The sequence below is a fragment of the Micromonospora pattaloongensis genome, assembly GCF_900107255.1.
Classification (GTDB): domain Bacteria; phylum Actinomycetota; class Actinomycetes; order Mycobacteriales; family Micromonosporaceae; genus Micromonospora_I; species Micromonospora_I pattaloongensis.
This window is the reverse complement of record NZ_FNPH01000002.1, coordinates 556,014-580,466: the sequence shown is the minus strand read 5'-3', so window position 1 is coordinate 580,466 and position 24,453 is coordinate 556,014. Positions and strand designations below refer to the sequence as shown.

Here is a 24,453-nt window from a genome sequence, read left to right as displayed (position 1 = left end):
GCGTGCGATGAATCGCGCGTCGCGCACAACACGATCGACCAGTTCCCGGGCCGGCGCGCAAGCGCCGGCCCGGGCGGTCACCCGCACCGTGTCGGCCGACCCCCTGGGCGGCACCGTCCGGCGGACGGTGCTCCCCAGCGGGCTGCGGATCCTCACCGAGGCGATCCCGACGACGCGCAGCGTGTCGTTCGGGGTCTGGGTGGCGGTCGGGTCCCGCGACGAGACGCCGGCCCAGTCCGGCGTCTCGCACTTCCTGGAGCACCTGCTCTTCAAGGGCACCCGCAAGCGCAGCGCACTGCAGATCTCCTCGGAGATCGAGGCGGTCGGGGGCGAGACCAACGCCTTCACCACCAAGGAGTACACCTGCTACTACGCGCGGGTGCTCGACGAGGACCTGCCGCTCGCGGTCGACGTGGTCTGTGACCTGGTCGCGGACTCGGTGCTCGCCGCCGCGGACGTGGAGACCGAGCGGGCCGTCATCCTCGAAGAGATCGCCATGCACGACGACGAGCCCGGCGACGAGGTGCACGACCTGTTCACCGAGGCGATCTACGGCACGCACCCGCTGGGCCGGCTGATCTCCGGCACCGAGCAGACCGTCTCCGCGATGACCCGCCGACAGATCCAGGGCTTCTACCGGCGCCGCTACGCCGCCCCCGCCATCGTCATCGCCGCGGCCGGCAACCTCGACCACGCCGAGGTGGTGCGGCAGGTGCGGCAGGCGCTGCGCGGCACGCCGTTGGAGGTCGCGCCGGCCGAGCCCGCCGGTCACCGCCCGGCCGCGCCGGCCGTGCGGACCGGCACCCGCACCGTGGTGCGCGCCAAGGAGACCGAGCAGGCGCACGTGGTGCTGGGCTGCGAGGGCATCGGGCGGCTCGACGAGCGGCGGTTCGCGCTCGGCGTGCTCAACAACGTGCTCGGCGGCGGCATGTCCAGCCGGCTCTTCCAGGAGATCCGCGAACGCCGCGGGCTCGCGTACTCCGTCTACTCCTACTCCAGCCAGTACGCCGACAGCGGCGTCTTCGCGGTCTACGCCGGCTGCGCGCCGGGCAAGGTCGACGAGGTGCTGGAGCTGACCCGTACCGAGTTGGCGAAGGTGGCCGCGGACGGGATCACCGACGCCGAGCTGGCCCGAGGAAAGGGCATGGCGAAGGGCTCGTACGTGCTCGGCCTGGAGGACACCGGATCACGGATGAGCCGGCTGGCCAAGGGTGAGCTGCTCTTCGGCGACCTGCTCTCCGTCGACGAGCTGCTGGCCCGGGTCGACGCGGTGACCGCCGACGAGGTCAACCGCCTCGCGGCCGAGCTGCTGAGCCGGCCGATGGCGCTGGCCGTGGTCGGTCCGTTCGACGAGGGCGACTTCGCGCGGTAGTCGCCCGGACGTGCGCTGTTTCGTGACGTCCGCCGTGGGATAGGTTGTGCCCCGTGACTGACGAGCGTGACGCGATCCGGGTCGGCGTGCTGGGCGCGCGCGGCCGGATGGGGACCGAGGTGTGCCGGGCCGTCGATGCCGCCGAGGATCTCGAGCTGGTGGCGATGATCGACCAGGGCGACTGGTTGTTCAACGCCTCCGACGCGGGTGCCGAGGTCGTCGTGGACTTCACCAACCCCGACGTGGTGATGGACAACCTGCACTGGTGCATCGACCAGGGGATCAGCGTCGTGGTCGGCACGAGCGGCTTCAGCGAGCAGCGCCTGGAGCGGGTGCGTAGCTGGCTGGCGCGCAAGCCGGGCGTCGGCGTGGTGATCGCGCCCAACTTCGGGATCGGCGCCGTGCTGATGATGCAGTTCGCCGCCCGCGCGGCCCGGTACTTCGAGTCGGTGGAGATCATCGAGCAGCACCACCCGAAGAAGCTGGACGCGCCGAGCGGGACCGCCGCGCACACCGCCCGGGTGATCGCCGAGGCGCGCGCCGCGGCGAACCTGGGCGCGATGCCGGACGCCACCAAGGACGAGCGTCCGGGCGCGCGCGGCGCGGAGGTCGACGGCGTACGCGTGCACTCGGTGCGCGCCGCGGGTCTGGTCGCGCACCAGGAGGTGCTCTTCGGCACGACCGGCGAGACGCTGACGATCCGCCACGACTCGTACGACCGGGCCTCCTTCATGCCCGGCGTCCTCCTGGCGGTCCGCGCCGTACGCCACCGCCCCGGCCTCACGGTCGGCCTCGACGCCCTGATCGACTGACGCTCCGCCTGCAGGATCGCGACGCGGGGGAGCCGTTACTCGGCCAGGGAGACGTGCAGGCGGAGCTGGGGGACCAGCATGTCGTCGACGTCGAGGGCGCGTGCCGCGCCGTCGGGCTCCCATCCGGTGGAGGTGAGGAACTTCCGGGTCGCCTCGTCGCCCTCGTAGGCCCAGGCCACCGCGGTCGCGAAGCCGTCCTCCCGCCACAGGTCGACGCTGGCCGACAGCAGCCGGCTGCCGTGCCCGCGCCGCCCCCAGCGCGGCTCCACGAGCAGATCGGTGACCGCCACCGCGCCGGGCCCGAGCGCCTCGGCCGGCTCCTCCGGGGCGAGCGCCTGCTCGTCCACGGGCCCGGAGGCCGCGAAACCCACCAAGTACGATTGGTCGGCCTGCTCGACGGCGACCAGCACACGGTGCCGTTCCGACGGCGGGGCCTCGATCGCGGCGCGCCACTGGCGGGTCAGCCACGCCTCGTCCAGCCGGTCGAGCACGTGCTTCGGCAGCAACCGCCGATACGCGACCCGCCAGGTCGCCAACTGGACCCGCGCGACCTCGCCGGCGTCCTCGGGGCGGGCTGGGCGGACATATCCGAGCGACATGAGTGGTCAGCGTACGGACTTCAGGGAGGACGCAGTGTCGCAGGGGGCGATCGGAGCCGCGCGCGCCCGCACCGGGCGTCAGGTCGCCACGGTGGCCGTGCTCGCGCTCGTGGCCGCCGGCCTGCTGGTGGTGCTCGCCCGGCGTAACCACTTCTTCGATCTGCGCGTCTACTACGGCGCGCTGAGCCACTGGGTCCGCGACGGCGGCGAGATCTACGACTACCTCAAGGCGTACACCCCGTACGGCTTCACCTATCCGCCGTTCGCGGCGCTGCTGATGCTGCCGATGGCGCTGATCCCGCTCGGGGGAGCGCAGGTGATCAGCGTGACGCTGACCGTGGTCACCACCGGGCTGGTGCTGTGGTGGCTGGTCGCCCCGATCGCGCGGCGGCAGGGCTGGACCCCCTGGTTCGCCGTCGCGGTCGCCGCCTGTCTGGCCGCGGTCTTCGAGCCGCTGCGCGAGACCGTCAGCTTCGGTCAGGTCAACACGCTGCTGCTCTTCCTGGTCGCCGCCGACCTGCTCCGGCTCGTCGCCCGGGGGAGCCGCTGGGCCGGGGTCGGCGTCGGGCTGGCCACCGCGATCAAACTGACCCCCGGCATCTTCCTCATCTACCTGCTGGTGACCCGCCGCTGGCGCGCCGCCGTCACCGCGACCGCGACCGCGGCCGCCGCCACGCTGCTCGCCGCGGCGGTCGCCCCGGACGCGACCCGCGAATTCTGGTTCTCGGCGCTGCCGAACACCGACCGGGTCGGGGTGCTGGCGTTCATCTCCAACCAGTCGCTGCAGGGCATGCTGGAGCGGCTCGGCGCGCCCGCGCTCACGGAGCCGCTCTGGCCGTTGCTGGTGTGCGTCGTGCTCGCGATCTGGTTGTGGCGGCTCCGGGCGGTGCCCCCGGCGCTGGTCGCCGCCGTCACCCGGCGCCGCCGCGCGCCGCGCCGACCGGTGGACGCCGCGACCGGCCTGGCCCTCACCGGCATCGTCGGCGGCCTGGTCAGCCCGGTCACCTGGGTGCACCACCTGGTGTGGTTGCTGCCGGCGCTGCTGCTGACCGCCGACCGGGCGTTCGCCGCCCCCGCCGGCAGCCCGGAGCGCCGTCGCCGGCTGGCGTCGCTGGCCGTCGCGTACGCGGTGTTGTCCAGCGGGATCGTCTGGATCTGGGAGCACAACTCCAAGGGCCCGGTCGGCTTCGTGGGCAGCAGTGCCTACGTCTGGGTGTCGCTGGCGCTGCTGGTGGCGATGCCGGTGCGGGAGCGGGACCCGTCAGGTGGGGCCGAGGGGGCGGGCGTAGCGGAGCTCGGTGAGCGGCAGCGGCGGCTGTCGGGGGCCGAGGGGCAGGTCGTAGACGCAACTCTCCCCGTCGGGCGCTAGCCCGGCCCGCTCGAAGAAGCGCCGCCCCCGGGTGTTCCCGGCCAGTACCCACAGCCGCAGCTGGCGCCAGGCGCGGTCGGAGGTCTCCGCGAGCACCGCCGCCATCAGCGCCCGCCCGACGCCCTCCCCCCAGCGGAGCGGGTCCACGTACATGCTCAGGAGCTCCCCGTGCGCGCCGTCGAGGTCGTCCGGGTCCTGGTTGTTGCGGTACGGGCCGACGGTCGCGAACCCGAGCACCGCGTCGGCCTCGGCGGCGACGAGCGTGACGAACGGGTGGTCGGGGTCGGCGGTGCCGACGTCGCGGCGGCGTTGCGCCCAGGCGGCCGGGTTGAGCCGGCCCAGCACCTCCGGCGGCATGAGACCGGCGTACGCGGTCTGCCAGGTGCGCACGTGGACGTCCGCGACGGCCGCGGCGTCCTCGGGCCGTTCGCGGCGGATGATGAGCATCTGACCGTTCTAGCCGGGCGGGGCCGGCCGGTCCAGCGCGACGCGTCGTACCCCTGGGTTAACGTGCTCGGCCATGACGGTTGCCGAGTCGTTGTCGCTGGCGCAGGCCCGCCGCGTCGCGCTGGCCGCGCAGGGCTTCACCGATCCGCGGCCCGGCGGCGTGCCCGACCTGCGGCACCTGCGCCGGGTGCTGGGCCGGGTCGGCCTGCTCCAGATGGACTCGGTCAACGTCCTGCGGCGCGCGCACTACCTGCCGCTCTACAGCCGGCTCGGGCCGTACCCGACCGGGCTGCTGGACCGCGCGGCCTACCGCCGGCCGCGCGAGCTGTTCGAGTACTGGGGGCACGAGGCGTCGCTGGTGCCGGTCGCGCTGCAGCCGGCGCTGCGGTGGCGTATGGCGGCGGCGCGCACCCAGGCGTGGGGTGGGATGCGACGCATCGCGGCGGAGCAGCCGGAGCTGGTGGCGTGGGTCCTCGACGAGGTGCGCGCCAAGGGGCCACTGACGGCGGCGGAGATCGAGCACGACGCGCCGCGCGAGACGGGCAACTGGGGCTGGAACTGGTCGGCGGTGAAGCGGGCGCTGGAGTTCCTGTTCTGGGCCGGCGAGGTGACCGCCGCCGCCCGCACCACGGCGTTCGCGCGCGTCTACGACCTGCCGGAGCGGGTGCTGCCGGCCGCGGTGCTGGACGCGCCGACGCCCGCCCCGGCGGACGCGTACCGGGAGCTCGTCGGGGTGGCCGCGCGGGCGCTCGGGGTCGCCGCCGAGCCGGAGCTGCGCGACTACTTCCGGCTGCCGGTGTCGGCGGCGCGCGCCGCGATCGGCGAGCTGGTCGAGGCGGGCGTGCTGACGCCGGTGACGGTGCAGGGCTGGCGGCATCAGGCGTACCTGCACGCCGAGGCGAGGCTGCCGCGGTGGGTGCGGGCCAACACTCTGGTCAGTCCGTTCGACCCGTTGATCTGGGAACGGGGGCGCACCGAGCGGCTCTTCGGGTTCAGCTACCGGATCGAGATCTACGTGCCGGCGCCGCAGCGCGTGCACGGCTACTACGTGCTGCCGTTCCTGGAGGGGGACCGGTTCACGGCGCGGGTGGATCTCAAGGCCGACCGGAAGGCGGGCGTGCTGCGGGTGCCGGCGGCCTGGGGCGAGCCGTCGGCGGACGCGGGTGAGACCGCCGCCGCGCTCGCGGCGGAGCTGCGCCGGCTCGCCGGCTGGCTCGGCCTGGCCGAGGTCGCGTCCCCGGACGCCGGCGACCTCGCCGTCCCGCTGGCCGCCGCGCTGCGCGCGCCGGGTGGCGGTGCCGCGCCGGTGTACGGTGAGACGAGTGCCACGGACGAGGTGGAGTCGCGATGACGAGCGTGGTTGATCCGACCGGTGTTGACCGGCCCGGCGGCGCCGCGTCGGTGGCCGCCGACGCGGAGGTCGGCGCGCCGGCGCCCGCGTGGGCCGCGGCGGGCCACCCGCCCTCGGTCCACCAGCCGGACCGGCTGACCCGCTTCGTGTACCGATGGTCCGCCCGCGCGCCCCGCTGGCTCGCCCCGGTCACGGCGCTGGGCTGCATCGCCGGCGCGGTCGGCTACACGGTGATCTCGGATCCGACGGACAGCGCGGCGGACGCGATCCCGAGCTGCCTGCTGAAGCTGACCACGGGGCTGGACTGCCCGGGCTGCGGCGGCACCCGCGCGGCGTGGTACCTGCTGCACGGCGATCTGCCGGCGGCCGCCCGCCATCACCTGCTCTTCGTGTTCGCGGTGCCGTTTCTGATCTACCTGTACGTGGCGTGGGCCGGGCGCACCTGGTTCGGGTGGCGGCTGCCGCAGCTGCGGATGACGCCCGCCGCGGTCGGGCTGTTCCTCGGGGCCTGGTTGGCCTTCTCGGTGCTGCGCAATCTGCCGTGGGCGCCGTTCAGCTGGCTCTACGTCTGACCCGTCCGCCGTGCGGTGAGCGGCGTCACGGGGGGTGACGGTCTCGACACGCCCCCACGCCCGCGTTCACTGCGCGGGTCGCGCCGACTACAGTCCGGGGAATGCCGGACATGGTGGCCCCCCAGGTAAAGATCATCGCGTGGACGCACTTCGAGCCCCCCGCCGACGTGCCGTGGTCGACGGACGCCGATGGCGGGCAGGGGCTGGCGGAGTTCGCCGGCCGCGCCTGCTACCAGTCGTGGAGCAAGCCGAACCCGGCGACCGCGACCAACGCCGGCTACCTCGCGCACATTCTCGAGGTGGGGCACCTGTCGGTGCTGGAGCACGGCAGCGTGACGTTCTACTTCACCGGCGTCTCGCGCTCGTTCACGCACGAGCTGATCCGGCACCGGCACTTCTCGTACTCCCAGCTGTCCCAGCGCTACGTCCCGGAGCGGGACGCGGCGATGGTGGAGCCGTCGGTGATCGCCGAGGACGCGGAGCTGCACAAGAAGTTCGTCGAGGCGACCGAGGCGAGCGTGCGCGCCTACAACGAGCTGCTCGAGGGGCTGGAGCAGAAGTTCGCGGACGTGGCGAACCCGACGCTGCGCCGCAAGCAGGCCCGGCAGGCCGCGCGCGCGGTGCTCCCGAACGCCACCGAGACCCGGATCGTGGTCACCGGCAACTACCGCGCCTGGCGCCACTTCCTCGCGATGCGCGCGACGGAGCACGCGGACGTCGAGATCCGCGAGCTGGCCATCGAATGCCTCCGCCAGCTCCAGCGGGTCGCCCCCAACGTCTTCGCCGATTTCCAGATCTCCACCCTCCCCGACGGCACCGAGGTCGCCGCCTCCCCCCACACCGAGCACGCCTAACAAGATCCGCGTGATCAGGGAGTACGTCCGGCGTGTTGTCGGCGCGCCGTGTGGTGGGCCCCCTGATCACGCGGATCTGCCCCGGTGGAGGGGCGGGGTGAGGAGCGTGGGAAACCCGATGGGGGCGTCGGATAGGTTGTCTGCATGACGCACGACCACCTTGCCCCTGCCGGCCCCGGAGCCGGCGGACGGCCCTTCGGGCGCCTCATCACCGCCATGATCACTCCGTTCGCCGCCGACGGCTCGCTCGACGTCGACGGGGCCGCCCGGCTCGCCACCTACCTGGTCGACGAGCAGCGCCACGACGGCCTGGTGGTCAACGGCACCACCGGGGAGTCGCCCACGACCAGCGACGCGGAGAAGGACACCGTGCTGCGAGCGGTCCTGGAGGCGGTCGGTGACCGGGCCTCGGTGATCGCGGGCGTCGGCAGCTACGACACCCACCACACCATCGAGCTGGCGCAGGCCGCGGCGAAGGCCGGGGCGCACGGGCTGCTGGTCGTCACGCCGTACTACAACAAGCCCCCGCAGGCCGGGCTGCTGCGGCACTTCACCATGGTCGCCGACGCCGCCGACGTGCCCGTGATGCTCTACGACATCCCCGGCCGCACCGGCACGGCGCTCGCCAGCGACACCATCTGCCGGCTCGCGGAGCACGAGCGGATCGTCGCGGTCAAGGACGCCAAGGGCGACCTGGCCGCGACCGCGCAGGTGATCGCCCGCACCGATCTCGCCTACTACTCCGGGGACGACCTGCTCACGCTGCCGCTGCTCGCGGTCGGGGCCGTCGGGGTGGTCGGGGTGCCGACCCACCTGTTCGGCGCCCCCACCAAGGAGATGATCGAGGCGTACGAGCGCGGCGATGTCGCCGGCGCGCTCGCGCTGCACCAGCAGCTGCTCCCGGCGTACGAGGGCTTCTTCCGGACCCAGGGCGTCATCATGACCAAGGCCGCGCTGCGGCTGGCCGGGCTGCCGGCCGGCCCGGTGCGCCCGCCGCTCGTCGACGCGACCGACGAGCAGATCGCGCAGCTGCGGACGGACTGCGCCGCCTCGGGACGGGAGCTCGCATGAGTCAGGCCCACGTCGAACTCGACGTCCCACCGCCGCTGCCCGAGGGCGGCCTGCGGATCATCCCGCTCGGCGGCCTCGGCGCCATCGGGCGCAACATGACCGTCTTCGAGTACGACGGCAAGCTGCTGATCGTCGACTGCGGGGTGCTCTTCCCGGACGTGGAGCAGCCCGGCGTCGACCTGATCCTGCCGGACTTCACGGCGATCGTGGACCGGCTCGCGGACGTGCAGGCGATCGTGCTGACCCACGGGCACGAGGACCACATCGGCGCGGTGCCGTACCTGCTGGCGCACAAGCCCGACATCCCGCTGGTCGGGTCGCAGTTCACCCTCGCGCTCGTCGAGGCGAAGCTCGCGGAGCGGCGGATCGAGCCCTACACGCTGACCGTGCGGGAGGGACAGCGCGAGCGGCTCGGGCCGTTCGAGTGCGAGTTCTTCGCGGTGAACCACTCCATCCCGGACGCGATGGCGGTCGCCATCCGCACCCCCGCCGGACTGGTCCTGCACACCGGCGACTTCAAGATGGACCAGGTGCCGCTCGACGGCCGGATCACCGACCTGGCCGGCTTCGCCCGGCTCGGCGCCGAGGGCGTCGACCTCCTCCTCTCCGACTCGACCAACGCCGAGATCCCCGGCTTCGTGACGCCCGAACGGGAAATCGGCCCGGTCCTCGACTCGATCTTCGCCAAGGCGCGTGGCCGGATCATCGTGGCCTCGTTCGCCTCGCACGTGCACCGCGTGCAGCAGGTGCTCGACTCGGCGTACGAGCACGGCCGCAAGGTCGCGCTGATCGGTCGCTCGATGGTCCGCAACATGGGCATCGCCCGCGACCTGGGGCTGCTGCGCATCCGGCCCGGCCTGGTGGTCGGGCTCGAGGAGGCGACCACGCTGCCGCCGGACCAGATCGTGCTGATGTCCACCGGTTCGCAGGGCGAGCCGATGAGCGCGCTCGGCCGGATGGCGACCGGCGACCACCGGCACATCACGATCGAGCCCGGCGACACGGTCGTGCTGGCGAGCTCGCTGGTGCCGGGGAACGAGACCTCCGTCTACCGCGTGATCAACCAGCTCTCCCGCGCCGGCGCGACGGTGATCCACAAGGACGTCGCCCGGGTGCACGTCTCCGGGCACGCGCCCGCCGGTGAGCTGCTCTACCTGCTCAACGTCGTGCGGCCGAGCAACCTGATGCCGGTGCACGGCGAGTGGCGGCACCTGCGCGCCCACGCGCGGCTCGGCATCGATTCCGGCGTCGAGCCGGACCGGGTGGTGATCTGCGAGGACGGCGACGTCGTCGATCTGGTCGAGGGGCGCGCCCGGCTCGTCGGCCACGTGAAGAGCCGGTACGTCTACGTCGACGGTCTGGCCGTCGGCGACGTGGGGGAGTCGCTGCTGACCGAGCGGCGGATGCTGGGCGACGGCGGCTTCATCGCCGCCACCGTGGTGATCGACTCGGTGACCGGCAAGGTCGTCGGCGGGCCCACCGTCTCGGCGAAGGGCTTCTCGGAGGACCCGGAGGCGTTCAACGCGGTCATCCCGCTGATCACGGAGGCGCTGGGCCGGGCGGCCGGGGACGGCATCACCGACCCGCACCAGCTGCAGCAGGTGGTCCGCCGCGTCGTGGGCCGCTGGGTCAACGACGCCTACCGCCGCCGCCCCATGATCGTCCCCACCGTCGTCGAGGTGTAGCCCGCCGTCGATCAAGGACTTGTCCGATCGTCGATGGCGCGGACGAGTCCTTGATCGACGTACGGGCGCGGGCCGCGGACGGACGCTGTGTGCGACCTACGGTCACGAGGTGTGGCCCCGCGATCCGGCCGCGCGCATACTGGAACGACGTGACCGCACGTGCTCGTGGCGCACCTGCCGCCTTCCGGCCGACCCGGCGAGCACAGAGCCGCATCGATTCCATCGTGGCTCACCAACCGCTCCGCCGACGCAGACGGCGGCATAGTTTCCCGCGGTGAGGCGCCAGTGGGATTCGAGCATGGTTTCGGTGAACTGCCGGCGGTGGCCCGCCGCCGCGTCCGGCTCGCGCTCCGCGACGCCCGGGAGGCCCGCGGTCTCACCCGCGGGCAGGTGGCCGAGGCGCTCGACTGGTCCGTCTCGAAGATCACCCGGATCGAGAAGGGTGACGTCACCGTCTCGACCACCGACCTCCGGGCGCTGCTGGAGCTCTGCGGCGTCACCGACGGCGACCGGGTCCGCCGACTGCTCGCCGATGCCCGCGCCTCGCGGCGCCGGGGCTGGTGGGACGAGCCCGGCTACCGGGAGCACCTGACGCCGGCGTTGCGGCAGATGCTGCAGTTCGAGAGCGAGGCGTCGCTCATCCGCCACTTCCACCCGACGTTGATCGCCGGGCCGCTGCAGACCCGGGCGTACGCGGAGTTCATCATGAACTTCTGGAGCAGCGAGATGCCGGCGGCGGACCGCGCCGCGCGGCTGGAGGCCCGGCTGCGCCGCGGGGTGGAGGTCTTCGACCAGACCGATCCGCCGCGCTACCTGTACGTCTTCGACGAGTCGGTGCTGTGGCGCGTGGTGGGCGGCCCGCGGGTGATGGCCGAGCAACTGCGTCACCTGCTCGACCTCACGGCGCGGCCTGACATCGTGGTCCGGGTGGTGCCGCTCGCCGACGCGGCGATCACCGGGATGCTCGGCCCGTTCACGATCTTCGACCTCGGCGACGAGGAGAACGCGGTGCTCTACCGTGAGTCGCTGTTTCTCGACGAGATCCTGCACAGTGGAGCGGCGATCGAGCGGCATCGCGGCTACTTCGACCAGATGTGGCAGGCGGCGCTCGGCGAGGAGGCGTCGGCGCGGCTGATCGGGGCCAGGCTCGCCGCGCTGATGGCTGATTCGGGCATGGTGTCCGGGGCCGACGCGCCGTAGCGGCGGGAGTGTCGTGACCGACGTGCCGCGCCGTGGCCAATCTGGCACGCGGCCTGCGCGTCGCCGATCGTCGGTCCCCGTTATGGCAGTCGGAACACCGAAGGGAAACCGAAAGGAATGACTGCCATGTCCCGGTTGTCGATTGAATGGCGCAGAAGTCGCCGGTGCGACTCGAACACGTGCGTGGAGGTGGCCTCCGTCGGCGGGGCGATCGCGATGCGGGACGGGAAGGAACCCGAGGGCAACATCCTCATCTTCTCCCGCGCCGACTGGACCGCCTTCGTGACCGGGGTGCGCGCGGGTGAATTCGACGCCCGTTGAGCATCCACGCACGGAATTCGTGATCGGTTCACGATCGGGCCTGTGAAATTGACCATTGCCGCTGCCTCATCCATCGACGCCGTTCATCCGTACCCCGCGACGGCGTCAACCGGCGTCGGACCGGCGGAGGGAGATACGCATGCAGCGACGACGAGCCATCGCGGGCGCGGTGATGCTGGCGACGGTGGGAGCCGCCGCGGCGGTCACGATCCCGGCGGTCGCCGACGACGGCCCCGGCCGTGACCGGCGGCCGGCCGCGGCGCCCGCCGGGGGCGCCGCGCCGGAAATGGTGGACGCGCTCCGTCGCGACCTGCGCCTCACCGCCGACCAGGCGCGGTCGCGGCTGGCCAAGGAGGAGTGGGCGCGGCGGACCGCGGGGCAGCTCCGCGCCGACCTGGGCGGCGGCTTCGGCGGCAGCTGGCTGACCGCCGACGGCCGCCAGCTGATGGTCGCGGTGACCGATCCGGCGGCGGCCGAGCGGGTACGCGCCACCGGCGCGGAGCCGAAGCTCGTCGCCCGCAGCGAACGCCAGCTCGACACCGTGAAGCGGTCACTGGACCGCAACGCCGGCAACGCGACCCCCGACATGTCCGGCTGGTACGTGGACGTCGCCGACAACTCCGTCGTGGTGCTCGCCCAGCCGGGCGCCGAGCCGGCGGCCCGGCGCTTCGCCACCGCGAGCGGGGTGCCGGCCGGCTCCGTCCGGGTCGAGACCTCGACCGCGGTGCCGGTGCCGCTCTTCGACGTCATCGGCGGTGACCCCTACTTCATCGACGGCCGGGCCCGCTGCTCCATCGGCTTCTCGGTGGTCGGCGGTTTCGTCACCGCCGGCCACTGTGGAGCGGTCGGCGCCACCACCACCGGCTTCAACCAGGCCCCGCAGGGCACCGTCCGGGCCTCCTCGTTCCCGGGCGACGACTGGGGCGTGGTGGAGGTGAACGGCGACTGGACGCCGCGTCCGGTGGTCAAGAACTTCAACGGCGGCGAGGTCGCGGTCGCCGGGGCGCAGGAGGCGCCGATCGGCGCGTCGATCTGCCGCTCCGGATCCACCACCGGCACCCGGTGCGGCGTCATCCAGGCCAAGAACGTGACCGTGAACTACCCGGAGGGCGCGGTCGGCGGCCTGACCCAGACCAACGTCTGCGCCGAGGGCGGCGACTCGGGCGGCTCGTGGATCTCCGGCGACCAGGCGCAGGGCGTCACCTCCGGCGGCTCCGGCAACTGCACCGTCGGTGGGACGACGTTCTTCCAGCCGCTCGCCGAGATCCTGCAGCGCAACAACCTGACCCTGGTGACGACCGGCTCCGCCGGCGAGCAGCCGCCGGCCGCCGCGCCGACGCCGTCGGTCCCGAGCGAGCCCGCCCCGACCGACCCGCCGTCGGAGGCGCCGGAGACCCCGGCCGGCTGCGACAACCCGGACGCGGTCCGCAGCGGCAACCTCGCCCGCGCCGGCAGCGCCCAGATCCAGCCGAACGGCCGCTACTTCCGGGCCCGCGCCGGCGACCACACCGCCTGCCTCGACGCCCCGCAGGGCGCGGACTTCGACCTGGTGCTGCAACGCTGGAACGGCAGCGCCTGGCGTACGGTCGCCGCGTCGAGCGGCGAGCGGCTCACGCACTCCGGTGACGCCGGTTTCTACCGCTACCGCGTCCAGTCCCAGAGCGGCGCGGGGCGCTACACACTCGCGTTCTCGGTCGACTGAGAACGCACACGGGCCGGCCCACCGCTCTCGACTCCTCCGTCGGGCGGTGGGCCGCGCCATTCCCCCGAGTAGTCAACGCCGATCTTGCAGTTGTGGCCGTGGACAAAGCGGTCTCAACGAGCGGCAATCGGGCGCCGCAACTGCAAGATCGACGCAGGAGAAGCGCACGTCAGGGGAGGGCGGCGACGGCCGCCGCGTACGCGGTGGCGGTGGCTACGGTGGCGTGGATCAGAACGGCGAGTTGCGCGCCGGTCACTCCGTGCTCCAGGTCGGTGGTGACGTCGCCGGCCAGGATCAGCTGCCCCTCGCCGGTGTCGTGCACGTACGCCTTCGGGAAGACCTTGTCGTGGTTCCAGGCGTTGCAGAACTCCAGCGCGTCGGCGAGCCGGTCGGCGGGCAGTTGCCGCGCCGCCAGGATCCGCGTGTGCAGGATCTCCTGCCGCTCGCCGAGGCGATCGAAGTGGAGGTACGCGTCCGCCCATCGCCCCCGGATCACGTCGTCGGCGTCCACCGCGTACCGGTCGCCACGCGCGTCGAGCACCGCGGCGATGGATTCGACGGTGAGCGGGGCGAGCACGTCGCGCCATTGTTCGGGCGGCGACCCCACCGTCAGCTCCGCGCCGTCCGGCTCGTCCGGCGGCAGTTCGAGCTCGGTGGTCAGCGGCGCCGCCGCCAGCCACGACTCCATCCGCTGCGACTGATGGTCGGTGCCGTTGCGGTCGTCGAAGCGGCGCGCCAGGTTGCGGGCGGTGGCCGCGAGGTCGGCGCCGAGCCGTGCCAGCGGGACCTCTGCGGCGCGCCGCTCCCCGTGTTCCGGGCGGTGCAGCAGCCGTGCGCCCAGGCCGTTGGCGTGCGCGACCCGGCAGACCAGCGCCCCGGCGGCGGCGAACTCCATCGCCGACGCCTCGTCGTAGGGCCGGTCCAGCCAGCCGAGATGCTCCTCCAGGATGTCCAGGCCGCGTGCGTGGTGCCCGGTCAGCGCGCAGAACCGCAGGTGCTCGGCGAGGTAGCCGACCGAGTCGCGCTCGAAGCGGTGCCGGCGGTACGCGCGGACGTGCGCCGCCGCCGCCTCGGCGTACCGGCCGAGGTGCAGGTGCGGCAGCATGATCGCGACCAGCGCCTTCTCCGGCTGTTCCGTGCAGCCGACCATCCCGGAGAGCACCGGCTCGACGGTCGCCACCGCCTCGGCCCACTCGCCCCAGCCGGCGAGCAGCTCGGCCTGACGGGACGGGTCGCAGCCGGCGCAGTCGCTGTTCTCGTCGGGCGGGGTGGCGCGCCACTTCGCGAGCCACTCCCGGGCCGCGGCCTCGTCGCCCAGATGGTCGGCGATCCCGCACCGGAGGTTGTAGATAATCTGCGGGCTCTGTCCGCTCTCCCGGAACCGCCGCTCCATGTCGTCGAGCGCCGCGAGGGTCTCGTCGAGGTCGACCCGCGGCGTGCTGCGCAGCGTGGCGACCGCCCACTTGTGGTACCAGCGCAGCATCTCCGCGTGCCGGTCGGTGAAGAGCGACGGGTCGCGGTCGTGGGCGGCGAGGCACCAGTCGAAGGCGGGCAGCAGCCGCCAGCGTTCGGTGTGGTCGTGGTACGCCTCGATCAACTCGAACCGGATGTCCATGCCCAACCGGAGGTCGCCGGCGGCGTCGGCGTGCGCCAGCAGCCGCTCCAGCGCGGCGATCTTTTCGTCCCCGTCGGGCAGGTCCCGCGCGTCCTCCAGCGCCTCGCGCATCTCGTCCCTGGTCATGGCGCCTCCCCGGCGGTGGCGTCGACCGTCCGGAGGGGATGGCGGGCGGACAGCAGCGCCTGGCCGTCGCGCGCCTCGACCGCGTGCCGGTGCTCCATCTCGGACTCCGCCCGCTACGGCCGCAGCTCGGCGGCGGCCGCGGCGAGTTGGCAGCCGGTGACGATGCCGCAACCGATCAACTGGTCGAGCTGCCCCAACGTGACCCCGCGTTCCAGATCGGCGGCCACTTCGCCGCAGACCCGCGCCGTGCCGTCGTCCTCGACGTGCACGAACGCCTTCGGCCACAGCCGGTCGTGGTTCCAGGCGTTGCAGAACGCGTAGAGCCGGGGCACGTCGTCGATCTCGAAGCGGGTGGCGGCCATCGTGCGGACCTGGAAGAGATCGCGGTTCTCGCCGAGCCGGAAGAAGTAGATCAGGTTTCCCTCCCACTGCCCGTAGAGGTCGCCGTCGTCGTCGGTGGCGAAGTGGTGGTCGCGGCGCCGCAGCGCCGCCGCGATCAGCTCGTTGCTCAGCGGCTGGAGGACCGCCGGGGCGTCGCCCGGGGCCGGACCGGACGTGTCCCCGATACCCGACGGTGGCATGCGTCGTCCCCTCCCGCGTGGGCCGTCCGAGCGCCCGTCATGGTAGGCCGATCGACAGTCGACGGATACCCGTGACCGGACACGAGCCGCAAAAGCGAGGATTCGTCGGGCCGCACGGTTACCGTGTGACTCTATGGCGGGCCGTACCTCTCAGACGAGCCGGCGCCGGAGCACCTCCTCGGCGCGCGGTGCCGCCGCCACGCGCGCCCGCACGGCCGCCAAGTCGCGTACCACCGCCAAGTCCCGGGCCGCGGCGGCCCGGCGCCGTCCCGCGGGCCCCGGCCCCGCCGTCTACCTTCTGCGCGGCCTCGCCGCGGTCTGGATGGGGCTGGCCCACGCCCTGGGATGGGCGGTGCGGGCGGTCGGACGACAGGCGGCCACCGCCAAGGAGCTCGACCCCGGTCACCGCCGCGACGGCGGCGGGCTGTTGATGTTCGGCCTGGCCATCCTGACCGCGATGGCGGTCTGGTTCTCCGCCGCCGGTCCGGTCGGCGAGCGGCTCGCCGACACCATCCGGTTGTTCTTCGGCGCCGTCGCGGTCGCGCTGCCGCTGCTGCTGCTCTTCGGCGCGATCCGGCTCATGCGCGAGCCGGCCGAGCCGGAGCACCGCGGCCGCGGCGTGGTCGGCTGGAGCGCCCTGATCGTCTCGACCGACGGCCTGCTGCACCTCGCCCAGGACCCGATCGACCCCACCCAGCGCGACTACGCCGGCGGCCTGATCGGGACGGGCATCGGCTCGCTGCTGGAGGCCGCGGTCAGCGCGTGGGTGGCGGTCCCGCTGCTCGCTTTGCTGCTGCTGTTCGGCCTGCTGGTGGTCACCGCGACGCCGATCAACAAGGTCCCGGAGCGGCTCGGGCTCTTCGTCGGCGCGGTCCTCGGGCGTGAGCCGGAGCCCTCCACCGAGGACGGTGAGGAGGCGGAGGACGAGGCGAAGACGCCGGGGCGCCGCCGCCCGTCGCGCCGCCGGCAGGCCAGCATGCTCACCGGGGACGAGTCCGCCGGCGAGGACGACGCCGAGGCGGTCGGGCACGAGACGGTCGCGCTGCCGCGCACGCCGCCGTCGAAGGTGCCGGCCACCCGCAAGACGCCCGAGCCGCCCGAGCACACCGAGCCGCCCGCCCACGCCGAGCAGCTGTCGATCAACGGGATCTCCGGCGACTACACGCTGCCGCCGACGAACCTGCTGCGTCCGGGAAGCCCGGCCAAGACCCGCAGCAAGGCCAACGACGAGGTGATCGCGGCGCTGCAGGGCGTCTTCGAGCAGTTCGACGTGGACGCGGCGGTCACCGGGTTCACCCGCGGCCCGACGGTCACCCGCTACGAGGTCGAGCTCGGCCTCGGCGTGAAGGTCGAGCGGATCACCCAGCTCTCCCGCAACATCGCGTACGCGGTGAAGTCGCCCGACGTCCGCATCCTCAGCCCGATCCCGGGCAAGAGCGCGGTCGGCGTGGAGATCCCCAACGTCGACCGCGAGGACGTGGCGCTCGGCGACGTGCTCCGCTCCCGCGCGGCGACCGCCGACCACCACCCGATGGTGGTCGCGCTCGGCAAGGACATCGAGGGCGGCTACGTGGTGGCCAACCTCGCGAAGATGCCGCACATCCTGATCGCCGGTGCCACCGGCGCGGGCAAGTCCTCCTGCCTGAACTCCCTGCTGGTGTCGATCCTGGCCCGCGCCACCCCCGATCAGGTACGGCTGCTGCTGATCGACCCCAAGCGCGTCGAGATGACCAGCTACGAGGGCATTCCGCACCTGGTCACGCCGATCGTCACGAACGCGAAGAAGGCGGCGGACTCGCTGGAATGGGTCGTGCGCGAGATGGACATGCGCTACGACGACCTCGCGGCCAACGGGGTGCGGCACATCGACGACTTCAATCGCAAGGTGCGGTCCGGGGAGATCAAGGCGCCGCCCGGCAGCGAGCGGGAGATGCGCCCGTACCCGTACCTGCTGGTGATCGTCGACGAGTTGGCCGACCTCATGATGGTCGCGCCGCGGGACGTCGAAGACTCGGTGGTGCGTATCACGCAGCTGGCCCGCGCCGCCGGCATCCACCTCGTGCTGGCCACCCAGCGCCCGTCGGTCGACGTGGTGACCGGTCTGATCAAGGCCAACGTCCCGTCCCGGCTGGCGTTCGCCACCTCCTCGCTCGCCGACTCGCGGGTCATCCTCGACCAGCCGGGCGCGGAGAAGCTGATCGGCCGCGGTGACGGGCTCTTCCTGCCGATGGGGGCGTCGAAGCCCGTGCGCATCCAGGGCGCCTGGGTGAGCGAGTCCGAGATCAACGACATCGTCAAGTTCTGCAAGCAGCAGCGGGAGCCGGAGTTCCGGCCCGACGTACTCGCCCCGGCCAAGGACAACAAGAAGAAGGTCGACGAGGAGATCGGCGACGACCTGGATCTCCTCGTGCAGGCGATCGAGCTCGTCGTGACCTCGCAGTTCGGCTCGACCTCGATGTTGCAGCGCAAGCTGCGGGTCGGGTTCGCCAAGGCCGGCCGGCTGATGGACCTGATGGAGACGCGCGGGATCGTCGGCCCCTCGGAGGGGTCGAAGGCGCGCGAGGTGCTGGTGAAGCCGGAGGAGCTGGAGGCGGCCTTCGCCGCGCTGCGCGGCGACGACCCGGAGGAGTGACGCGGGCCGCCGCGCGGGTACAGGTGGGATGGGTCACCGCACGTTGACCTCAACCTGACTTCACCTTGAAGGATGCATCCCATGCCGATGCTCTTCACCGATGACGAGGTCGCCGCACGCCTCGACGCGACGACCTCGGTCGCCGCGATGCGGGCCGCGATCGTCGACGCGTACGAGGGCCGGCTCGTCGCGCCGCCCCGCACCGCCGCCCCGCTGACCGGCGGACGGTTGGTGATGACCGCCGGGCAGCTGACCGACCGGTGGTACGGCTACCGGTCGTACGACACGTTCGGGCACCGGCAGGGCGAGCAGCTCGTGGTGCTGCACGACGCGGCCACCGGGCGGGTGCGCGCGATGGCCGTCGGCGAGGAGATCGGATCCCGCCGTACCGGAGCGATCGGCGGCGTCGCCACCGCCGCGCTGGCGCGCGAGGAGTCCCGGACGATCGGGGTGATCGGCGCGGGCGGGCAGGCATGGACGCAGCTCTGGGCGGCCGCGGCGGTGCGCCCGCTGCGCGAGGTGACCGTGTTCAGCCGCACGCCGGCGTCGCGGGAGGCTTTCGCGGCGCGGGTGCGGGCCGAGCTGGGGCTGCGGGCGCGCGCGGTGGATACCGCGGCCGCCGCGGTCGCGGGACGCGACATCGTGGTGCTCGCCACCACGAGCCGGACCCCGGTGATCAGCGCGACGGACCTCGCTCCCGGCACCCACGTCAACGCGGTCGGGTTCAAGCAGCACGGGCGCTCGGAGTTCGGGCTCGACCTGGTCGACCGGGCCCACGTGCTCGCCACCGACTCACCGGTGCAGGCCGTCGCGTACGACCCGCCGATGATCGTCGTCGGGACCACGGCCGAGCCGCGGCTGCGCCACCTGGGGGCGATCCTGGCCGGCGCGCTGCCCGGCCGCACGACGGCAGACGAGATCACCCTGTTCTGCTCGGTGGGGCTCGCCGGCACCGAGGCGTACCTGCTCGACCGGCTGGCGAGCAGCGTCGCCGTCCCGGTGTGAGCCGCGCCGCCGCGCCACGCCCGGTGGCACGGCCGATCGGCGCGTCGGGTCCGCCCGGTACCCTCGGGTGGTGTCTGCTGCTTCCCCCTCATCGCCGGACGGCCGCCGCGTCGCGCTGCTGACCCTGGGCTGCGCCCGTAACGAGGTCGACTCGGAGGAGCTGGCCGCGCGCCTGCACGCCGACGGCTGGCAGGTGACGACCGACGGCGAGGGCGCCGACGTGGTGCTCGTGAACACCTGCGGCTTCGTGGAGAAGGCCAAGCAGGACTCGATCCAGACGCTGCTCGCCGCGGCCGACACCGGCGCCAAGGTGGTCGCGGCCGGCTGCATGGCCGAGCGGTACGGTCGGGAGCTCGCCGACAGCCTCCCCGAGGCGCAGGCGGTGCTCGGTTTCGACGACTATCCGGAGATCTCCGACCGCCTGCGGGCGGTGGTCGCCGGCGAACAGGTCGCCGCGCACACCCCGCGCGACCGCCGCGAGCTGCTGCCGCTGACCCCGGTGTCGCGCCGGTCCAGCCCCGTGGTCGTGCCCGGACACGGAGGCGTCGACGAGCACACCCCGGCGCATCTGCGCACCGTGCTGCGGCGCCGGCTCGATTCCGGCCCGGTCGCGTCGCTCAAGCTCGCCAGCGGGTGCGACCGCCGGTGCGCGTTCTGCGCGATCCCGGCGTTCCGCGGCGCGTTCGTCTCGCGTACCCCGGACGAGCTGCTCGCCGAGGCCGAGTGGCTGGCCAAGACCGGCGTACGGGAGCTCGTGCTGGTCAGCGAGAACTCGACCTCGTACGGCAAGGATCTCGGCGACCCGCGGCTGCTGGAGAAGCTGCTGCCGCAGCTCGCCGCGATCGACGGCATCGTCCGGGTACGGGCGAGCTACCTGCAGCCGGCCGAGACCCGTCCCGGCCTGGTCGAGGCGATCGCCACCACGCCGGGCGTGGCGCCCTACTTCGACCTGTCGTTCCAGCACTCCAGCGAGCCCGTGTTGCGCCGGATGCGCCGTTTCGGGTCCACCCCCCGCTTCCTGGAGCTGCTCGGCGCGGCGCGGGCGCTGGCTCCGGAGGCCGGCGCGCGCAGCAACTTCATCGTCGGGTTCCCGGGCGAGACGCGGGCCGACGTCGACGAGCTGGTGCGGTTCCTGACCGACGCCCGGCTCGACGCGATCGGCGTCTTCGACTACAGCGACGAGGACGGCACCGAGGCGGCGTCGCTGCCGGGGAAGGTCCCGGCGGCGACCATCAAGCGCCGTTATGACAAGATCAGCGCGCTCGCGGACGAGCTGTGCTCGCAGCGCGCCGAGGAACGGCTCGGCACGACGGTTGAAGTGCTGGTCGACTCGGTCGACGATGGAATCGTCGAGGGGCGTGCCGCGCACCAGGCGCCCGAGGTCGACGGGTCGACGACGTTGGTCGCGCCCCCGACCGGCGGCGTGGACCTGGCGGCGCTGCGCCCCGGGGACCTGGTCCGCGCCACGGTGACCGGCACCGAGGGGGTCGACCTGCTGGCGGTGCCGGAGGAGATGCTGTCGGCCGCACCGACCGTGCGGCGATGACCAGGGCGGGGTGAGGGCTGTGACCGAGACTACGAAGCCGGTCTCCGCTCCCGCCGCCGTCGTCGGTCCCGTGCCGGTGGTCAACGCCGCGAACGGGCTCACCGCGCTGCGGCTGCTGCTGATCCCGGTGTTCGTGGTCTTCGGTGTCCAGTCGGCGATGACCCACGACGGGTGGCGGGTCGCCGCCTGTGCGGCGTTCGCGGTGGCGTCGCTGACCGACTTCGTCGACGGCTGGATAGCCCGGCGCTACGCCCTGGTCACGGCGTTCGGCAAGGTCGCCGATCCGATCGCGGACAAGGCCCTGACCGGCACGGCGCTGCTGCTGCTCTCCTGGTACGCCCAGTTGCCGTGGTGGGTGACCGCGGTGATCCTGGCCCGCGAGTTCGGCGTGACCGCGATCCGCTTCTGGGTGATCCGGCACGGCGTGATCGCCGCCAGCCGCGGCGGGAAGGCGAAGACGGCGCTGCAGATCCTCGCCATCGTCTGGTACCTGTGGCCCTTCCCGGCGGCGCTCGCCGCGGTCGGACCGTGGATCATGTCGGCGGCGGTGGTGGTCACCGTGCTCACCGGCCTCGACTACGTGCTGCGTGCACTGCGGCTGCGCCGCGGGGCGCGATAAGGTCGGGCGATGAGCACCAATTCGGGCGAAGTGTCGGTGCCGTTCGGCACCGAGGCCGCCGCGGTCGTGCACGCGCTCGTGGAGCGCGATCAGACCCTCGCGGTCGTGGAGTCCCTGACCGGCGGCCTGCTCGCCGCCGCGATCGTCGAGATCGCGGGGGTGAGCGCGGTCTTCCGGGGCGGGCTGGTGGTCTACGCCACCGAGCTCAAGGAGTCGCTCGCCGGCGTGCCGGGCGATCTGCTCGCCGAGCGGGGGCCGGTCGACCCGGACGTGGCGGTGGCGCTCGCCGAGGGCGGCCGGCGACGCTGCGGCGCCGACTGGGGGCTGGCGACGACCGGCGTGGCCGGCCCGGAGCCGCAGGGCGGCAAGCCGGTGGGCCTGGTCTACGTCGCGGTGGCCGGCCCGGAGGGCACGGACGTGCGGGAGCTGGTGTTCGGCCCCGGGCGCCACGCGGTGCGCTCGGGAGCGGTCCGCGGCGCCCTGCACCTGATCGCCGACCAGCTCCGCGGTGATCCGGCCGGCGCGGTGCGCGGCGGGGACGGAGCCCATGCCCGATGACCGGTGAGGCGGGGTGTCGATCCGCGCCACAGCGGATATGGTTGCGGGAAGCCTCCGGCAGCCGCCGGCTGGTCCCGTGTCAGGGGGAGGTGCGATGGTCCTGCTACGCCGTGTGATCGGCGACGCACTGCGTGCGCGCCGGCAGGGTCAGCGCCGCACCCTGCGCGAGGTTTCCACCGCGGCCAACGTCAGCCTCGGCTACCTCTCCGAGATCGAGCGGGGTCAGAAGGAGGCCTCCAGCGAGCTGCTGGCCTCGATCTGTGACGCCCTCGGCGCGCGCCTGTCCGAGTTGCTCCGCGAGGTGAGCGACACCGTCGCCCTTGGCGAGCAGGTGCAGGGTGTGCTGGTCGCCGTCCCCGAGGGGTCCGCGCCGACCGCGACCGAGCCCCGTCCGACGCCGGTCGACGCCGGCATGCGATCGGTGGCGATGGACGTCCCCGTGCACCACGTCACCACCGAGGGCAACGTGACGGTGTCGGTCCGGCAGGACTCCCCACTCAAGGCGACGCTGCGCACCACCCGCCGGGTGCGCGGGGCCGGGCGCGACCGCGACGTCGTCTGCGCCGCCTGAACGCTCCGCGCGCCGCCGACGCGGCATATTCTTGATCAACCCCGGCGGAGTCGGGCGTGACGACGTGGCGCCGGCCTGGGACGATGGAGGGCGTGCACCGCTGCTCGGGGCCGGGCCGCGGCGACGTCGACCACGAGCGCTGACATGTGTGAGGGGATACCGCGGAGATGGCGAACCCGTTCGTCAAGGGCTGGCGCTACCTGATGGCGCTCTTCGGCGCGCAGATCGAGGAGCACGCCGACCCCAAGGTGCAGATCCAGCAGGCCATCGAGGAGGCGCAGCGCCAGCACCAGGCGCTGGTCCAGCAGGCCGCGGCGGTGATCGGCAACCAGCGCCAGCTGGAGATGAAGCTGTCGCGCCAGATGTCCGAGGTCGAGAAGCTGCAGTCCATGGCGCGGCAGGCGCTGGTGCTCGCGGACCGGTCGCGCGCCGCCGGCGATGAGGCCGAGGCCACCAAGTACGAGCAGACCGCGCAGACGCTCGCCACCCAGCTGGTCGCCGCCGAGCAGTCGATGGAGGACCTCAAGACCCTGCACGACCAGGCGCTGTCGGCGGCGGGGCAGGCGCGTCGCGCCGTCGAGAACAACGCGACGATCCTGCAGCAGAAGCTCGCGGAGCGCACCAAGCTGCTCACCCAGCTCGAGCAGGCCAAGATGCAGGAGTCGGTCGCGCGCTCGCTGGAGTCGATGTCGTCGCTCGCCGCTCCCGGCAACGTCCCGTCGCTGGACGAGGTGCGCGACAAGATCGAGCGGCGCTACGCGACCGCGATGGGCCGCGCCGAGCTGGCGAGCAACTCCGTCGAGGGGCGGATGTTGGAGCTGCAGAAGTCGTCGCTGGACATGGCCGGCTCGTCCCGGCTGGAGCAGATCCGGGCCAGCATGGCGGGGGAGAAGCTCAGCGGGGCGGCGCAACAGCCCGCGGTGGAGCAGGCCCCGTCGGCGGATCCGGCGAGCGTGGCGCGCCTCGACGAGCTGCGGGCGAGCATGGCCAAGGAGCAGAAGAACACCGGAGACGCCCAGACCGCCAGCTGACGGCAGTCGGGCGGCGCGGGGAGGGAGCACGACGTGGCAGACCCACGGGCCCGCTACTTCCGTCAGCTGCGTCGACTGCGGCGCGGCGCTCGTCGGTGGAGCGTGCTCGCCGGCGGCTTCGCCGGCGCGACCGCGATCCTGACCCCGTACGCCGGGCTCGGGCTGCCGGACGCCGGCTGGGCGGCGGCCGCGGGCGGGTCGCTCGCGCTGGCGCTGTGGCGCTGGTCGGATCTGCGCGCGCTCTCGGCGCAGGCGCCGCCACCGGCGCTCGCCGCCGGCCAGGGGAACCCCCTGCTGGTCGCCGCGGTGCAGCGGGTGCCCGCCGCGCGGGCCGCCGTTAACGAGCTACGCCGGCAGCGGGCGCGGTTCAGCCTGCGCGGCTCGGCCGCCGCCGGCCCGTGGACGCGGCTCGACCGCGCGTCGCTGACGCTGGCCGGGCTCGCCGGCCGGCTCTCCGGGCCCGGCGAGCCGGCCGTGCTGGAGGCTGCGGTGGCCGAGCGGTCGCTGCGGGACCTGGCGGGCCGGGTGGCGAGCGTGGAGAAGGCGCTGCGGGTGACGCCCGCGGACGCCCGTCCGGAGTTGGAGCGGGCGCACCGGACGCTCGCCGATCAGCTCGACGCCGGCGTGGACGCCTACGAGCGGCTGGTCGCCGCGGCGGCGAGCTACGTCGCCGAGGACGGGCGCTCGGCGACCGAACATCCGGCCGTTGGCCGGCTGACCGAGGCCAGCGATCTGCTCCGCGGCGTCGCGGCCGGTCTCGCCGAGCTGCGCGGCGCCCGCACCGAGCCGCTGCACACCCCGAACTGACCCCACA

At 73.3% G+C, this 24,453-nt stretch carries 22 protein-coding genes and 2 pseudogenes; 20 read left to right on the top strand and 4 right to left on the bottom strand.

What is annotated here, in order from left to right; translation table 11 throughout:
* Nucleotides 1-7 precede the first annotated feature (7 nt).
* Nucleotides 8-1,372 carry a M16 family metallopeptidase gene (locus BLW47_RS08545; RefSeq protein ID WP_091553991.1) on the top strand — a complete coding sequence of 455 codons (1,365 nt, stop codon included), beginning with the start codon at nt 8-10 and terminating at the stop codon, nt 1,370-1,372.
* Between the two features lie 53 nt (nt 1,373-1,425).
* Nucleotides 1,426-2,184 (top strand): 4-hydroxy-tetrahydrodipicolinate reductase, encoded by a 759-nt coding sequence (gene dapB / locus BLW47_RS08540; protein ID WP_091553988.1) that lies wholly within the window; start codon nt 1,426-1,428, stop codon nt 2,182-2,184.
* Nucleotides 2,185-2,219: 35 nt separating this feature from the next.
* Here the strand turns inward: dapB and BLW47_RS08535 are convergent, their stop codons facing one another.
* Nucleotides 2,220-2,783, bottom strand: a complete 564-nt coding sequence (locus BLW47_RS08535; RefSeq protein ID WP_091553984.1) for a GNAT family N-acetyltransferase — start codon at nt 2,781-2,783, stop codon at nt 2,220-2,222.
* Between the two features lie 49 nt (nt 2,784-2,832).
* On the opposite strand from BLW47_RS08535, the gene BLW47_RS08530 reads away from it, so the two are divergent.
* Nucleotides 2,833-4,152 (top strand): glycosyltransferase family 87 protein, encoded by a 1,320-nt coding sequence (locus tag BLW47_RS08530; protein ID WP_245736556.1) that lies wholly within the window; start codon nt 2,833-2,835, stop codon nt 4,150-4,152.
* Here BLW47_RS08530 and BLW47_RS08525 read toward each other — a convergent pair.
* The gene (locus BLW47_RS08525; RefSeq protein WP_091553977.1) at nt 4,045-4,599 is read right to left on the bottom strand and encodes a GNAT family N-acetyltransferase; all 555 of its coding nucleotides are present in this window, start codon (nt 4,597-4,599) and stop codon (nt 4,045-4,047) included. The genes BLW47_RS08530 and BLW47_RS08525 overlap by 108 nt on opposite strands.
* A 73-nt stretch (nt 4,600-4,672) precedes the next feature.
* Here BLW47_RS08525 and BLW47_RS08520 point away from each other — a divergent pair, with 73 nt between their 5' ends.
* The 8 genes from BLW47_RS08520 (at nt 4,673) to BLW47_RS08485 (ending at nt 13,355) form a co-directional block, all read left to right on the top strand.
* Complete coding sequence (locus BLW47_RS08520; protein ID WP_091553974.1) at nt 4,673-5,950, top strand: winged helix-turn-helix domain-containing protein; 1,278 nt, start codon at nt 4,673-4,675, stop codon at nt 5,948-5,950.
* A 5-nt stretch (nt 5,951-5,955) separates the two neighbouring features.
* Nucleotides 5,956-6,522, top strand: coding sequence for a DUF2752 domain-containing protein (locus BLW47_RS08515; RefSeq protein WP_091554647.1), 567 nt, complete (start codon nt 5,956-5,958; stop codon nt 6,520-6,522).
* A 110-nt stretch (nt 6,523-6,632) separates the two neighbouring features.
* Complete coding sequence (gene thyX / locus BLW47_RS08510; RefSeq protein WP_091554644.1) at nt 6,633-7,376, top strand: FAD-dependent thymidylate synthase; 744 nt, start codon at nt 6,633-6,635, stop codon at nt 7,374-7,376.
* A 144-nt stretch (nt 7,377-7,520) separates the two neighbouring features.
* Nucleotides 7,521-8,447 (top strand): 4-hydroxy-tetrahydrodipicolinate synthase, encoded by a 927-nt coding sequence (gene dapA, locus BLW47_RS08505; RefSeq protein WP_091553970.1) that lies wholly within the window; start codon nt 7,521-7,523, stop codon nt 8,445-8,447.
* On the top strand, nt 8,444-10,132 hold the full coding sequence (locus BLW47_RS08500) for a ribonuclease J (protein WP_091553967.1): 1,689 nt from the start codon (nt 8,444-8,446) through the stop codon (nt 10,130-10,132). Before dapA ends, BLW47_RS08500 begins: the two co-directional genes overlap by 4 nt.
* Nucleotides 10,133-10,417: 285 nt before the next feature.
* Entirely contained in the window at nt 10,418-11,332 is a 915-nt protein-coding gene (locus tag BLW47_RS08495; RefSeq protein ID WP_175543550.1) for a helix-turn-helix domain-containing protein, read from the top strand.
* Nucleotides 11,333-11,449: 117 nt separating this feature from the next.
* Nucleotides 11,450-11,653 carry a DUF397 domain-containing protein gene (locus BLW47_RS08490; protein ID WP_342709025.1) on the top strand — a complete coding sequence of 68 codons (204 nt, stop codon included), beginning with the start codon at nt 11,450-11,452 and terminating at the stop codon, nt 11,651-11,653.
* A gap of 139 nt (nt 11,654-11,792) precedes the next feature.
* Nucleotides 11,793-13,355, top strand: coding sequence for a S1 family peptidase (locus tag BLW47_RS08485; RefSeq protein ID WP_091553961.1), 1,563 nt, complete (start codon nt 11,793-11,795; stop codon nt 13,353-13,355).
* A 169-nt stretch (nt 13,356-13,524) separates the two neighbouring features.
* Here the strand turns inward: BLW47_RS08485 and BLW47_RS08480 are convergent, their stop codons facing one another.
* Both BLW47_RS08480 and BLW47_RS08475 read right to left on the bottom strand, forming a co-directional pair.
* Entirely contained in the window at nt 13,525-15,096 is a 1,572-nt protein-coding gene (locus BLW47_RS08480) for a type III secretion system chaperone family protein (protein ID WP_091553957.1), read from the bottom strand.
* Nucleotides 15,097-15,209: 113 nt separating this feature from the next.
* Nucleotides 15,210-15,677: a type III secretion system chaperone family protein gene (locus BLW47_RS08475; RefSeq protein ID WP_091553955.1), complete on the bottom strand. Its 468-nt coding sequence runs from the start codon at nt 15,675-15,677 to the stop codon at nt 15,210-15,212.
* Nucleotides 15,678-15,810: 133 nt separating this feature from the next.
* Between BLW47_RS08475 and BLW47_RS08470 the strand changes: the two genes are divergently transcribed.
* The 9 genes and pseudogenes from BLW47_RS08470 (at nt 15,811) to pspM (ending at nt 24,446) form a co-directional block, all read left to right on the top strand.
* The gene (locus BLW47_RS08470; protein ID WP_091553952.1) at nt 15,811-18,309 is read left to right on the top strand and encodes an FtsK/SpoIIIE family DNA translocase; all 2,499 of its coding nucleotides are present in this window, start codon (nt 15,811-15,813) and stop codon (nt 18,307-18,309) included.
* 81 nt (nt 18,310-18,390) lie between these two features.
* On the top strand, nt 18,391-19,314 hold the full coding sequence (locus BLW47_RS08465) for an ornithine cyclodeaminase family protein (RefSeq protein ID WP_091553948.1): 924 nt from the start codon (nt 18,391-18,393) through the stop codon (nt 19,312-19,314).
* Between the two features lie 67 nt (nt 19,315-19,381).
* A complete protein-coding gene (gene rimO / locus BLW47_RS08460) occupies nt 19,382-20,860 on the top strand; it encodes a 30S ribosomal protein S12 methylthiotransferase RimO (protein WP_091553945.1) in 1,479 nt (492 codons plus the stop codon).
* A gap of 19 nt (nt 20,861-20,879) precedes the next feature.
* A complete protein-coding gene (pgsA, locus tag BLW47_RS08455) occupies nt 20,880-21,479 on the top strand; it encodes a CDP-diacylglycerol--glycerol-3-phosphate 3-phosphatidyltransferase (protein WP_091553941.1) in 600 nt (199 codons plus the stop codon).
* Between the two features lie 9 nt (nt 21,480-21,488).
* Complete coding sequence (locus BLW47_RS08450) at nt 21,489-22,037, top strand: CinA family protein (protein ID WP_091553935.1); 549 nt, start codon at nt 21,489-21,491, stop codon at nt 22,035-22,037.
* A 94-nt stretch (nt 22,038-22,131) separates the two neighbouring features.
* Nucleotides 22,132-22,393: pseudogene (locus BLW47_RS26030) on the top strand (helix-turn-helix domain-containing protein); the annotation flags it as partial.
* Between the two features lie 104 nt (nt 22,394-22,497).
* A pseudogene (locus BLW47_RS26025) lies at nt 22,498-22,608 on the top strand (helix-turn-helix domain-containing protein); the annotation flags it as partial.
* A 167-nt stretch (nt 22,609-22,775) separates the two neighbouring features.
* Nucleotides 22,776-23,639, top strand: coding sequence for a PspA/IM30 family protein (locus BLW47_RS08440; protein WP_091553930.1), 864 nt, complete (start codon nt 22,776-22,778; stop codon nt 23,637-23,639).
* 33 nt (nt 23,640-23,672) lie between these two features.
* Nucleotides 23,673-24,446: a phage shock envelope stress response protein PspM gene (gene pspM, locus BLW47_RS08435; protein WP_091553925.1), complete on the top strand. Its 774-nt coding sequence runs from the start codon at nt 23,673-23,675 to the stop codon at nt 24,444-24,446.
* The last annotated feature ends 7 nt before the right edge of the window (nt 24,447-24,453 follow it).